This window comes from Rhodococcus sp. T2V, from assembly GCF_029269925.1.
GTDB lineage: Bacteria > Actinomycetota > Actinomycetes > Mycobacteriales > Mycobacteriaceae > Rhodococcus_F > Rhodococcus_F koreensis.
The window spans coordinates 107,465-119,452 of sequence record NZ_JARJBD010000001.1; the positions used below are offsets into that span (position 1 = coordinate 107,465).

At 67.7% G+C, this 11,988-nt stretch carries 13 protein-coding genes; 7 read left to right on the top strand and 6 right to left on the bottom strand.

What is annotated here, in order from left to right; translation table 11 throughout:
- Positions 1–35 precede the first annotated feature (35 nt).
- Both P3H15_RS00385 and P3H15_RS00390 read right to left on the bottom strand, forming a co-directional pair.
- Positions 36–578, bottom strand: coding sequence for a DinB family protein (locus P3H15_RS00385; protein WP_276135446.1), 543 nt, complete (start codon positions 576–578; stop codon positions 36–38).
- A 73-nt stretch (positions 579–651) separates the two neighbouring features.
- The gene (locus P3H15_RS00390) at positions 652–1,218 is read right to left on the bottom strand and encodes a hypothetical protein (protein WP_276135447.1); all 567 of its coding nucleotides are present in this window, start codon (positions 1,216–1,218) and stop codon (positions 652–654) included.
- Positions 1,219–1,516: 298 nt separating this feature from the next.
- Between P3H15_RS00390 and dnaK the strand changes: the two genes are divergently transcribed.
- From dnaK to P3H15_RS00410, 4 genes are read left to right on the top strand one after another with little or no spacing between them, the layout of a single operon-like run.
- Positions 1,517–3,361, top strand: coding sequence for a molecular chaperone DnaK (gene dnaK, locus P3H15_RS00395; RefSeq protein ID WP_276135448.1), 1,845 nt, complete (start codon positions 1,517–1,519; stop codon positions 3,359–3,361).
- On the top strand, positions 3,358–4,008 hold the full coding sequence (grpE, locus tag P3H15_RS00400) for a nucleotide exchange factor GrpE (RefSeq protein ID WP_276135449.1): 651 nt from the start codon (positions 3,358–3,360) through the stop codon (positions 4,006–4,008). The genes dnaK and grpE overlap by 4 nt, the downstream gene beginning before the upstream one ends.
- 22 nt (positions 4,009–4,030) lie before the next feature.
- A complete protein-coding gene (gene dnaJ / locus P3H15_RS00405) occupies positions 4,031–5,215 on the top strand; it encodes a molecular chaperone DnaJ (RefSeq protein WP_276135450.1) in 1,185 nt (394 codons plus the stop codon).
- Complete coding sequence (locus tag P3H15_RS00410) at positions 5,215–5,622, top strand: heat shock protein transcriptional repressor HspR (protein ID WP_072937428.1); 408 nt, start codon at positions 5,215–5,217, stop codon at positions 5,620–5,622. The genes dnaJ and P3H15_RS00410 overlap by 1 nt, the downstream gene beginning before the upstream one ends.
- Before the next feature lie 96 nt (positions 5,623–5,718).
- Here P3H15_RS00410 and P3H15_RS00415 read toward each other — a convergent pair whose 3' ends face one another.
- Positions 5,719–5,865, bottom strand: a complete 147-nt coding sequence (locus P3H15_RS00415; protein ID WP_167372165.1) for a hypothetical protein — start codon at positions 5,863–5,865, stop codon at positions 5,719–5,721.
- 47 nt (positions 5,866–5,912) lie between these two features.
- Positions 5,913–6,389, bottom strand: coding sequence for a hypothetical protein (locus tag P3H15_RS00420; RefSeq protein ID WP_206006068.1), 477 nt, complete (start codon positions 6,387–6,389; stop codon positions 5,913–5,915).
- A 263-nt stretch (positions 6,390–6,652) separates the two neighbouring features.
- On the opposite strand from P3H15_RS00420, the gene P3H15_RS00425 reads away from it, so the two are divergent.
- A complete protein-coding gene (locus P3H15_RS00425) occupies positions 6,653–7,288 on the top strand; it encodes a response regulator transcription factor (protein ID WP_276135451.1) in 636 nt (211 codons plus the stop codon).
- Position 7,289: 1 nt separating this feature from the next.
- On the top strand, positions 7,290–8,474 hold the full coding sequence (locus P3H15_RS00430; RefSeq protein WP_276135452.1) for a sensor histidine kinase: 1,185 nt from the start codon (positions 7,290–7,292) through the stop codon (positions 8,472–8,474).
- Positions 8,475–8,492: 18 nt separating this feature from the next.
- Here P3H15_RS00430 and P3H15_RS00435 read toward each other — a convergent pair whose 3' ends face one another.
- Together P3H15_RS00435 and P3H15_RS00440 are read right to left on the bottom strand one after the other, a co-directional pair.
- Positions 8,493–9,725 carry a zinc-dependent alcohol dehydrogenase gene (locus P3H15_RS00435; RefSeq protein WP_276135453.1) on the bottom strand — a complete coding sequence of 411 codons (1,233 nt, stop codon included), beginning with the start codon at positions 9,723–9,725 and terminating at the stop codon, positions 8,493–8,495.
- On the bottom strand, positions 9,722–10,129 hold the full coding sequence (locus P3H15_RS00440; RefSeq protein WP_276135454.1) for a ChaB family protein: 408 nt from the start codon (positions 10,127–10,129) through the stop codon (positions 9,722–9,724). The genes P3H15_RS00435 and P3H15_RS00440 overlap by 4 nt, the downstream gene beginning before the upstream one ends.
- Before the next feature lie 269 nt (positions 10,130–10,398).
- On the opposite strand from P3H15_RS00440, the gene P3H15_RS00445 reads away from it, so the two are divergent.
- Positions 10,399–11,976, top strand: coding sequence for an AMP-binding protein (locus P3H15_RS00445; RefSeq protein ID WP_276135455.1), 1,578 nt, complete (start codon positions 10,399–10,401; stop codon positions 11,974–11,976).
- Positions 11,977–11,988 lie beyond the last annotated feature (12 nt).

Below are 11,988 nucleotides of genomic sequence, written 5' to 3' on the forward strand. Positions count from 1 at the left end.
CCGGTGAGGTGTTTTTCGTCTGTGCCGCGGGTGGGTCAGAACTCCATGCCCGCGTCGGCGCCCATCTGCATCGTGGTGTTTCCGCCGTCGAGGGATTCCCGGATGATGTCGGCGTGACCGGAGTGGTGGGCGGTCTCCCGGATGATGTGCAGCAGGGTGCGGCGGATCGTCCACCACTGCCGCTCGGGTGCCCAGGGTGCGGTGGGAAGGGGGATGAGCACATCCAGGTCGTCGAGGCCGGCCACGGCGGCCTCCGTCGCGCGGGCCACCTCGGTGTATTCGGCCAGCAGTCCCTCGAGGGTTTCGTCGCCGCGCATGTAGTACTTCTCCATGGCCCACTCCATGTCGAACTCCGCGTTCTCGTCGGGTTCGAGAATGGTTTCGACCCAGTGCTTTTCCGTGTGGGACACGTGCTTGATCAGTCCGCCGAGCGTCAGGTCGCTGACGGTCGAGCGCTGGCGTGCCTGTTCGTCGTCGATGCCGCGGACGGTGATCAACAGGGTGGATCGCTGCTCCTGCAGGATCTGGAGGAGGTCGGCGCGCTCACCGGTGACGGGGGACTTCTGCGAAGTGGTCATGAGAAGAACGATAGAAGCGATTGAGGTCAGAAACGGTCCTCAATAGCACGGTCTTCTCAGGGTTTTCCCGGCGTCAGCGGCTCCGGCGCAGCCACGGAGACACGCCGGGAGCGAACAGGGCGAGCACTCCCACCGCGACGAGGGCGCTGTAGGCGAGCGGCGCCCACTGCAGCACTCCGGCGGTCGCGTCACCGGCGTCGGACAGCAGGATCCACAGGCCCACCCCGCCTGCGGCGCTGAGGACGCCGACGACGGCGAGGGTGATCTGGCCCGCCGGTTTCCGGGCGCGAAGGAGTTGTATCCCCAGTAGTCCGAGGAGGATCAGGACGACGGCGATGGCGCCGCTGCCGATCAGTGTCAGGTTTACCGTGTCGGTGATGTCCGTCGCCGAGTCTCCGGGATTGTCCGCGGCCACCGACGCCTCGAGGGCGTCGCGGACGGCGCCGAGGTCGAGCGCGATGGCCCCGGCGATTCCGGCGAGGACGACGAACGACCCCACCCAGGCGGACAGCGACACCGCGACCGCCTTCGGGGTGGCATCGGTGGGTGCTGCACGCAGCGGGGTGACCGCGAACTCCGGACGCGGCGGTGCGGGTCGCGGCGGTTCCGGCCGGCGTGGCGGCTGTTCGGGTGTCGTCACGCTGCGATCCTATCGAGCGGCCGCGTGTAGGTTGGCCGACGCGCGCGGGCCACGTCGGCGGCGCCGACACAGAATCCGGGGCGGCGGCGCCGAAACGGATCCGGGCGGCCGGGAACAAATCTTCGCACCCCTCCGTTGAGCCTTACGACAAGGTTGAGCGTGCTCGACTCAAGTTCGAATTGACTCCAGACGGTGTCGGAGTGCAAACTTGAGCGGAGGGCGCTCACTAAGCGCCAACATCGCAGTTCAGTACTGAACAACCTGCCCACAGGACTGCAAAACGAAAGTGAGGAACACTATGGCTCGTGCCGTCGGTATCGACCTCGGTACAACGAACTCGGTCGTGTCTGTACTGGAAGGCGGCGAGCCCGTAGTGGTCGCCAACGCCGAAGGTTCACGCACCACCCCGTCGATCGTCGCCTTCGCCAAGAACGGTGAGGTGCTGGTCGGCCAGCCCGCCAAGAACCAGGCCGTCACCAACGTCGACCGCACCATCCGCTCCGTCAAGCGCCACATCGGCACCGACTGGAACGTGGAGATCGACGGCAAGAAGTACACGCCGCAGGAGATCAGCGCGCGCACGCTCATGAAGCTGAAGCGCGACGCCGAGGCCTACCTGGGCGAGGACATCACGGACGCCGTGATCACCGTCCCCGCGTACTTCGAGGACGCCCAGCGTCAGGCCACCAAGGAAGCCGGCCAGATCGCCGGCCTCAACGTCCTGCGCATCGTCAACGAGCCCACCGCGGCCGCACTGGCCTACGGCCTCGACAAGGGCGACAAGGAACAGACCATCCTGGTCTTCGACCTCGGTGGCGGCACCTTCGACGTCTCGCTGCTCGAAATCGGCGAGGGCGTCGTCGAGGTCCGGGCCACGTCCGGCGACAACCACCTCGGTGGTGACGACTGGGACGAGCGCATCGTCACGTGGCTCGTCGACAAGTTCAAGGCTCAGAACGGCATCGATCTGACCAAGGACAAGATGGCCCTGCAGCGTCTCCGTGAGGCTGCCGAGAAGGCGAAGATCGAACTGAGCTCGTCGCAGAGCACGTCGATCAACCTGCCCTACATCACCGTCGACGCGGACAAGAACCCGCTGTTCCTCGACGAGCAGTTGTCCCGCAGCGAATTCCAGAAGATCACGTCCGATCTCCTCGACCGCACGCGCGCGCCGTTCCAGGCCGTGATCAAGGACAGCGGCATCGCCGTCAAGGACATCGACCACGTCGTGCTCGTCGGTGGTTCCACCCGCATGCCCGCCGTCTCCGACCTGGTGCGCGAGCTGACCGGTGGCCGTGAGCCCAACAAGGGCGTCAACCCGGACGAGGTCGTCGCCGTCGGCGCCGCCCTGCAGGCCGGTGTCCTCAAGGGCGAGGTCAAGGACGTGCTGCTCCTCGACGTCACCCCGCTGTCCCTCGGCATCGAGACCAAGGGTGGCGTGATGACCAAGCTCATCGAGCGCAACACCACCATCCCGACCAAGCGGTCCGAGACCTTCACCACGGCTGACGACAACCAGCCCTCGGTGCAGATCCAGGTGTTCCAGGGTGAGCGCGAGATCGCCTCGCACAACAAGCTGCTCGGCTCGTTCGAGCTGGCCGACCTGCCGCCCGCCCCGCGTGGCGTGCCGCAGATCGAGGTCACCTTCGACATCGACGCCAACGGCATCGTGCACGTGACCGCGAAGGACAAGGGCACGGGCAAGGAGAACACGATCAAGATCCAGGACGGCTCCGGTCTGTCCAAGGAAGAGATCGAGCGGATGGTCAAGGACGCCGAGGCGCACGCCGAGGAAGACAAGGCCCGCCGCGAGGAGGCCGAGGTGCGCAACCAGGCCGAGTCGCTGGTGCACCAGACCGAGAAGTTCATCAAGGACAACGAGGACAAGGTGCCCGCCGACGTCAAGGAGAAGGTCGAGGCTGCCATCAAGGAAGCCAACGACGCTCTCGCAGGCACCGACATCGCGGCCGTCAAGACTGCGGTCGAGAAGCTGGCCACCGAGTCGCAGGCCCTCGGCCAGGCGATCTACGAGGCCAGTGCCGCCGAGGAAGCCGCCAACACCGACGGCTCCGGCGCGAACGGTGCCGACGACGTCGTCGACGCCGAGGTCGTGGACGAGCCGTCCGACGCGGAGAAGAAGTGACGTCCGACAACACCGAGCAGGAACCGGTCACTTTCGTGGACAAGCGGAAGATCGACCCCGAGACCGGTCTCACACGGGACGCGGAACCGGTAGTGGAGCCCCTCGCGGGCGCCGCTGCCGCTCCGCAGCCCGGCTCGGTGGACGAAGGGGCCGTGTCGGAGACGGCGGCACCGGAGACGGACGAGTTGGCGGAGCGCACCGCCGACCTGCAGCGACTGCAGGCGGAGTACGCGAACTACCGTCGCCGCGTCCAGCGCGACAAGCAGGCCGACATCGCGAACGCGAAAGCGTCCGTCGTCGGTGAGCTCATCGCGGTGCTGGACGACCTCGATCGTGCCCGCAGCCACGGCGACCTCGACTCAGGGCCGCTGAAGGGTGTGGCGGACAAGCTCACCGGCACCCTCACCTCGCTCGGTCTGAGCGAGTTCGGTGCCGAGGGCGACGCATTCGACCCGGCGCTGCACGAGGCAGTGCAGCACGAGGGCGAGGGTCACGACCCCGTTCTCGGCACGGTGATGCGAAAGGGCTACAAATTCGGTGATCGCGTCCTGCGGCATGCGATGGTAGCTGTGATCGACCGCGCCGGCGATGCCGACGCGAACACCCCCGACGGGGCGGCGACGCCCGCCGCGTCGGAACAAGAGTAAGAGCGAGAGGAGGAGACGCCCAGTGAGCCAGCGGGAGTGGATCGAAAAGGACTTCTACAAGGAGCTGGGCGTCTCGTCCAACGCATCCGCGGACGAGATCAAGAAGGCGTACCGCAAGCTCGCCCGCGACCTGCACCCCGACGCGAACCCCGGCGACACGAAGGCCGAGGAGCGATTCAAGTCCGTCAGCGAAGCACACGCCGTGCTGTCCGATCCGGCCAAGCGCAAGGAATACGACGAGGCCCGTCGGCTGTTCGCGAGCGGCGGTTTCGGTCATGGCGGCGGCGGATTCAACCCCGGAGCGGGCGGTTTCGGCCAGGGCGGATTCGACATCAACGACCTGTTCGGCGGCGGCGGCGCGGCGGCCGGTGACGGCGGCCTCGGCGACATCTTCGGCGGCCTGTTCAATCGCGGTGCCGGCGCCGGCGGCGCGACCCGCACCACCAACCGTCCCCGCCGGGGCAGCGACGTCGAGACGGAGACGACCCTCGAATTCCGCGAGGCCACGCTGGGTGTCACGGTTCCGCTTCGGCTGACCAGCCCGTCGCCGTGCACCACCTGCCACGGCAGTGGCGCCAAGCCGGGCACCAGCCCGCGAGTCTGCCCGCGCTGCAACGGGACCGGGATCGTCAGCCGCAACCAGGGCGCGTTCGGGTTCAGTGAGCCGTGCGACGACTGCCGCGGCACCGGATCCATCATCGACTCGCCGTGCGAGGTGTGCCACGGCAACGGCGTCACCAACCGGACCCGCACCATCACCGTCCGCGTCCCCGCGGGTGTCAGTGACGGACAGAAGATCCGGCTGGCAGGCCAGGGCGAGGCGGGCCTGCGCGGCGCGCCGTCCGGCGACCTGTTCGTGACGGTCCGGGTGCGTCCCGACAAGGTGTTCGGCCGCAACGGCGACGACCTCACCCTCGTCGTCCCCGTCAGTTACGGTGAGCTCGTGCTCGGAACCACCGTCTCCGTCCCCACCTTGGAGGGTCGGGTCGGTGTGAAGATTCCGGCGGGCACGGCCGACGGCCGGATCCTGCGCGTACGCGGTCGGGGAGTCCCCAAGCGTGCCGGTGGCGCCGGTGACCTGCTGGTCACGGTCAAGGTCGCGGTTCCGCAGAAGCTCGACGACCCGGCCACCGAGGCACTGAAGACCTATCTGGAAGCAGAGAAGGCCAGCGGATTCGATCCGAGGGCCGGGTGGGCTGGTGCCTGATGAGCGACACGACCGGGGATCCACGCGAAACGGCCGTTGATCCGGATGCCCAGATCTTCGTGATCTCGGTGGCTGCGGAACTCGCGGGCATGCACGCCCAGACATTGCGCAACTACGACCGGCTCGGGCTCGTCACCCCGCACCGCACATCCGGTGGTGGGCGACGCTATTCGCCGCGGGATGTGGCGTTGCTCCGCGAGGTGCAGCGCCTCTCCCAGGACGAGGGTGTCAATCTCGCCGGGATCAAGCGGATCATCGAACTCACCAACCAGGTGGAGGCTCTGCAGCACCGGGTTCGCGAGCTGGCGGAGGAGATCTCGAAGGTCCACGCCGGCTACCGGCGCGACCTCGTGCCGATTCCGCGGAGCAACGCGCTCGTCGTGTGGAAGCCGCGGCACCAGCGCTGACCGGTCGTTTCCGCCGTGTGAACCGGAACCGATGTCGCACTGATCCTGTCGGAGTGGATCAGTGCGACATCGTGCCCCCGGCCCCCGGCCCCCGGCTTATCGGTCGCGGCTGCCCCAGCGGGGCCCGCGGCGGGTGTGTGAGCGTGGAATGTCCATCTGCTCGAGTCGTGCCTTGATCTCCTCGGTGCTCCACAGTGCCTTGGAGACGGTGGGTGTGGGGGTGGGTGTGACGTGCATGATCATGGTCTCGGTCTTTCGGCGAGTGTTCGGTGGATGGTTGTGGTCGTCGATCAGGGCTGTCCGTACAGGTGGTAGCCGGCGTTCATGTTCGGGTAGCCCGAGTCGATCCAGCTGCTGATGCCGTAGCCGTGGCCGAAGTTGCCGTCGATGCGGGTCCCGTCCACGTCGGTCATGTTGTTGTAGTTGTCGGCGCGGAACACGGCCTGGGCACCACCGGGCAGCGCGTAGGTGGCGTCCACCTCGACGCCGTTCGGGTCGTTGGAGTATGCCTTCACGATCTGGCTACTGTGCGGGGCGAGGTAGTCCGACGGCGCCTGCATCCACTGCCCGTACGGGTTCGACGATCCGGCGAGGACCATCGGCAGGTCGGTGTCGTTGCTGATCGTCATCGCGATCGTCGGTCCCGACGTCGGCATCGTGCCTGCGGTGGCGACTCCGGCGGCCGCGACGGCGAATCCGGTGACGGCCAGCGCGGTGGCGGGCAGTGCGATGAAGAGGGCGATGCGGCGGCGGGCGTTGGTGCGCATGATGGCTTCTCCTGAGTTGTGGCTCTGAGGGGGAACGTCTGGGGCCGTGGGGGTTTCGTTTTCCGATCTCCCCGTTTTCCGGTGTGCACCAACTATGTCGCGAATGCGCGCCGCAGTCTGTCCACCGACAGGACCGAGGGCGGGATGAATCCGGTGTCCCCCGATCGGGGGACACCGGCGCCGCGAAGTGCTCCGCGCGGGCCCGGTCTCGTGAGAAAGTGAGCAATGGACTTCGCCGGAGTCGACACGGATCGGACCGCGCCGTGACCGCCGTGCGGGTCGTGGTGGGCGACGACCATCCGATCTTCCGGGACGGTGTCGTCCGTGCCCTCCTCGCCAGCGGCGACATCGAGGTGGTCGGTGAGGCGGACGACGGTGCGGCGGCGCTCGCCCTGATCCGCGAACTCGCCCCCGACGTCGCACTGCTCGACTACCGGATGCCGGAACTGGATGGTGCGCAGGTAGCGGCGGCCGTGCGGCGTGCCGAACTCGCCACCCGGGTGCTGCTGCTGTCGGCGCACGACGAGTCCGCGATCGTCTACCACGCGTTGCAGGAGGGGGCGGCGGGATTCCTGCCGAAGGAGTCGACGCGGGCGGAGATCGTGAAGGCCGTGCTCGACTGCGCTCAGGGACGCGACGTCCTGCCCGCCTCCCTCGCCGTCGGGCTGGCCGGCGAGGTGCGGCGCCGCAGCGAACCGGTCGGGCCGGTGCTGAGCGGCCGGGAGAAGGAGGTGCTGGCGCTCATCGCGCGCGGCCAGAGCATCCCCACGATCGCCGGCGAGCTGTACCTGGCGCCGTCGACGGTCAAGACCCACGTCCAGCGTCTCTACGAGAAGCTCGGGGTGAGCGACCGCGCGGCCGCCGTCGCCGAGGCGATGCGACGCGGTTTGCTGGAGTGACGTGCGCGAGACGTCGCAGAGTCGCGTAGTCCGTCGCTACACCACCGAGGCGGTCCGGGTGACCGCCATTCTCCGGTTACCGCTGATCGGGCTGATGGCGCTGCTCGGGCCGGTGATCAGCGTGACGCACTGGCAGCCCGACGTGTTCGCGGGGCTGCTGATCGCATATGCGCTGCTCGCGGCCGGCTGGCTGATCTTCGTCCTCGTCCGGGACGTCGGACCGTGGGCGGGCTGGGTGTCCACCGCCGCGGACGTCTCCGCGGTGGTGGCGTTGTGCATCGCGTCGGGCGGCGCGACGTCGGTGCTGCTGCCGGTGTTCTTCCTGCTGCCGATCTCGGTGGCGTTCCAGTACCGGCCGCGGCTGACGGCGATCGTAGGGGTCTGCACCGCCGTCGGATACCAGGTGGTGTGGATCGTCTACTCGAAACGCGACGACCTCGTGGGTTTCCCCGACGAGGTGTACCTCTACTTCGGTTTTCTGTTGTGGCTCGCGGCCGCGACGACGGCGTTGTCGTACGTGCTGGTGCGGCGTTCCGCGACGGTCATCTCGCTGATGGATGTGCGCAGGCAGCTGATCGCGGAGTCGATGGGCGCCGAGGAACGCGAGCGGCGGCAACTCGCCGAGCACCTCCACGACGGGCCCCTGCAGAATGTCCTCGCGGCGCGGCTGGACGTGGAGGAGGCGCTGGAGCGGCACCCGGACGCGCAGCTCGACGCTGCCGAATCCGCTCTCCGCGAGACCGCGGCGCAACTGCGCTCCACCGTCACCACCCTGCATCCGCAGGTACTCGCGCAGCTGGGCCTGACCGCGGCGCTGCGGGAACTCGCAGGCCTGTTCTCCCGGCGCGGTGAGATCGAGATGTCGGTGAGCCTCGACGACGTCGGTCACCCCGACTGTCAGGAGCTGCTCTACCGGGTGGCGCGGGAACTGCTCACCAACGTCACCAAACATGCCGGTGCCACGAAGGTCGAACTCGCACTCACCCGCGCCGGCGGGCGGACCACGGTGACGGTCGCCGACGACGGCACCGGATTCGATCCCGCCGTCGTCCCGGAGCGGGTGGCGCAGGGACACATCGGTTTGGCGTCGCACATCGTGCGGGTGGAGAGTCTCGGCGGCACCTTCGACGTCACGTCCTCGCCCGGATCGGGCACCCGGGTGGTGGTGACGGTCCCGGATCCCTGACGATGACGCCCGCCGAGTTCACTGCGGGTGGCGGCCCTCGGCGAATTCACTGACGGCGGCGGACTTCGGGGTTACGTTCAGGAGGATCTTCACCGCGCCGTCCTGCTTCTTCTGGAAGATCTCGTATGCGTGCGGTGCGTGGTCCAGGGGCAGTTCGTGAGTGGCGAACGTGTCCACACCCAGGGGGTCGGCGTCGGTGAGCAGCGGCAGGATCTCCGGGACCCACCGCTTGACGTTGGCCTGCCCCATGTGCAGCTGAATCTGCTTGTCGAACAACGTGAGCATCGGGATCGGGTCGGCCATCCCGCCGTACACCCCGCTGAGCGAGATGGTGCCGCCGCGCCGCACGATGTCGATCGCCGAGTACAGGGCGTGCAGGCGGTCGATTCCCGCTGTCGACATCAGCCGGCTGGCGACGGCGTCGGGAAGGAACGAGGTGACCTGCTGCAGGAGTTTCGCGGTGGGGGAGCCGTGCGCCTCCATGCCGACGGCGTCGATGACGGAATCGGGACCGCGGCCGTGGGTCATGTCCCGGATCACGCCGCCGAGTTCGCCACCGGCGTCGTTCAGGTCGATCGTCTCGATCTGCCGCGCCTTCGCGCGGGCGAGACGCTCGGGCACGAGGTCCACGCCGATGACACGAAAACCCTTGTGCGCGGCGATGCGTGCCGCCATGTCACCGATCGGTCCCAGCCCCAGAACGACGACGGAGCCGCCCTCGGGCACGTTGGCGTATTCGACGGCCTGCCATGCCGTCGGCAGCACGTCGGACAGGTACACGAACCGCGAATCCGGTGGGCCCTCCGGGACCTTGATGTGGGTGTTCTTCACGTGCGGCACCCGGAGATACTCGGCCTGACCGCCGGGGACGCTCCCGTACAGCTTCGAGTACCCGAACAGTGCCGCACCCATGCCCTCGTCCCGGATCTGCGTGACCTCGCACTGGGTGAACAGTTTCCGGTCGCACATGTGGCAACGGCCGCAAGATATCTGGAACGGAATGACCACCCGGTCACCGACCTTCACGTCCGTGACCTCGGACCCGACCTCGCGGACGATGCCCATCGGCTCGTGCCCGAGGATGTCGCCCTCGCTCATGAACGCGCCGAGCACCTCGTACAGGTGCAGGTCGGAACCGCAGATGTTGGTGGTGGTGATCTCGACGATCGCGTCCGTCTTCTGTTCGATCACCGGGTCGGGCACGGTGTCGACGCTGACCTTCCGTCTGCCCTGCCAGGTAACGGCTTTCATCGCGCTCTCCGGTTCGCCTTCACGAGGGCCTCGACGAGTTCGTCCTTGGTCATGGTCGAGCGGCCGTGAATGTCGAGTCGCTGCGCGAGGTGCATCAGGTGCTCCTTGCTCGCGTTGGCGTCGACGCCCTCGGCGGTCTCGCCGGACGGGTTCGGGCCGCCGCTCTCCGCGCGTTCGTCGGAGGGGCCCTTCTCGGCCTTGGCCTCCCAGTGGTCGCCGACCTTCTCGTAGCTGTGTTTGAGGGCGTCGAACGCGACGCGATGCGCTCGTTCCTCGTCCCCGTACTGGTCCATCGCGGAGTCGTAGACCTTGGCGAACGTGCGCTGCGCCTTGTCGGACGACTTCTTCAGGGTCTCCGGGAGTTCGCTCTTCTTCGGCTTGCCGCTCTCGGTGGTCTTCGGCACGGAATCCTCCTCGGGTGTGGCGGTGCCCTCGCGGACGATTACCCGGCTCCCGGAGATTTACGCGACGGGCGGAGGCACGCGGCCGGGCACCGACGTCAGCGCCTGCGCGAGCAGGCCCAGTGCGTGTTCGGTCGTGGCGGCCGCCGCAAGGAGGGTGGAACAGGTTTCAGTTTTGCCGGTTTCCGGTTAGGGTGTCGGTGACCCAGGACACAGAAAATCCAGGCCGCCGGACGACGCACCCCGGCCTCGCGGGAGTAGAAGGATCACAGATGACCGACGAGTTCGCAGATCTGCATCGACCCGCCTTCGCTGCAGACCTCCTCATCACTGCGCTGGACCGAAATTCCGACAAGCCGGCGCTCTACCTCGGCGACGTCGTTCTCACCGGCGGTGAGATGCGCGATCAGATCAGTTGCTTTGCGCAGGCACTGGCTTCGCTCGGGATCGGCAAGGGGACGAGCACCGCCATGCTGTCCAAGAACCGGCCCGAAGTGCTCATCAGCATGGGCGCCACCATGATCTCCGGATGCCGCGCCAGCGCCCTGAACCCGATGGGCTCGCTCGACGACCACCTCTACATCGTCGGCGACGCCGGGATCCAGACCCTCATCTTCGATCCCACCGCCTTCGAGGGGCGCGCCGCCGAACTGGTGGCGCAGTCGCCGTCGATCGAGAACGTGTTGTCGTTGGGACCGTCCGAGGTGGGCACCGACATCCTGGCGCTCGCCGAGACGTTCACCCCGCAACGCCTGCGGGGGGCGGACGTGGCCGCCGACGACAACAGCAGCATGGTCTACACCGGCGGCACGACCGGCAAGCCGAAGGGCGTCGTCGGCTCCTACCAGTCCGGCGCGACACTCAATCAGATCCAGATGGCCGAATGGCAGTGGCCCGACGAGCCGCGTTTCCTCATCTGCACGCCGCTGTCGCACGCGGGCGCCGCCTTCTTCATTCCCACCCTGCTGCGCGGCGGCGCGCTGATCGTGCTGCCCGCGTTCGAACCCGGCGCCGTCCTCGAGGCGATCGAGAAGCACAAGATCTCCGCGACGATGCTCGTCCCCACCATGATCTACCTGCTGATGGACCATCCCGACCTGCCGAAGCGGGACGTATCCAGCCTGCAGACGCTGTTCTACGGCGCGTCGGCGATGTCGCCTGCCCGGCTGAAGGAGGGCATCGAGAAGTTCGGCCAGATCTTCTTCCAGTTCTACGGGCAGACCGAATGCGGAATGACGATCGCGGTGCTGCGGAAGGAGGAGCACCTGCCGGACGACCCGAGTCGCCTCGCGACGTGCGGACGCCCCGTGCCCTGGCTGAACGTGGCGCTGCTCGACGACGACCTCAACGAGGTCCCGCAGGGTGAACTCGGCGAGATCTGCGTCCGCGGCCCCCTCGTCATGAAGGGGTACTGGAACAAACCCGACGAGACCGCCGAGGCGTTCCGCGGCGGATGGCTGCACACGGGCGACATTGCGCGCAAGGACAAAGACGGTTTCATGACAATCGTCGACCGCAAGAAGGACATGATCGTCACCGGCGGATTCAACGTGTTCCCCCGCGAGATCGAGGACGTCATCTCGGCGCACCCCGCCGTTGGCTCGGTCGCGGTGGTCGGCGTTCCGGACGCCAAGTGGGGTGAGGCCGTCAAGGCGTGCGTGGTGCTGCGGGCAGGACAGACGGTGGAGGCCGCCGAACTCGTCGAACGGGTGCGGGCCGCGAAGGGACCGGTGCACGCCCCCAAGTCGATCGATTTCGTCGACACCCTGCCCCTGACCCCGCTGGGCAAACTGGACAAGAAGGCGCTGCGCTCCCGGTACTGGGAAAGTGCAGACCGAGCGGTCGGATAGCACGACCGGGGC

Coding starts and splice junctions, on each gene's coding strand:
- P3H15_RS00385 (WP_276135446.1), bottom strand. CDS start 578: ATGACCACTTCGCAGAAGTCCCCCGTCACCGGTGAGCGCGCCGACCTC.
- dnaK (WP_276135448.1), top strand. CDS start 1,517: ATGGCTCGTGCCGTCGGTATCGACCTCGGTACAACGAACTCGGTCGTG.
- P3H15_RS00410 (WP_072937428.1), top strand. CDS start 5,215: ATGAGCGACACGACCGGGGATCCACGCGAAACGGCCGTTGATCCGGAT.
- P3H15_RS00415 (WP_167372165.1), bottom strand. CDS start 5,865: ATGATCATGCACGTCACACCCACCCCCACACCCACCGTCTCCAAGGCA.
- P3H15_RS00420 (WP_206006068.1), bottom strand. CDS start 6,389: ATGCGCACCAACGCCCGCCGCCGCATCGCCCTCTTCATCGCACTGCCC.
- P3H15_RS00435 (WP_276135453.1), bottom strand. CDS start 9,725: ATGAAAGCCGTTACCTGGCAGGGCAGACGGAAGGTCAGCGTCGACACC.
- P3H15_RS00445 (WP_276135455.1), top strand. CDS start 10,399: ATGACCGACGAGTTCGCAGATCTGCATCGACCCGCCTTCGCTGCAGAC.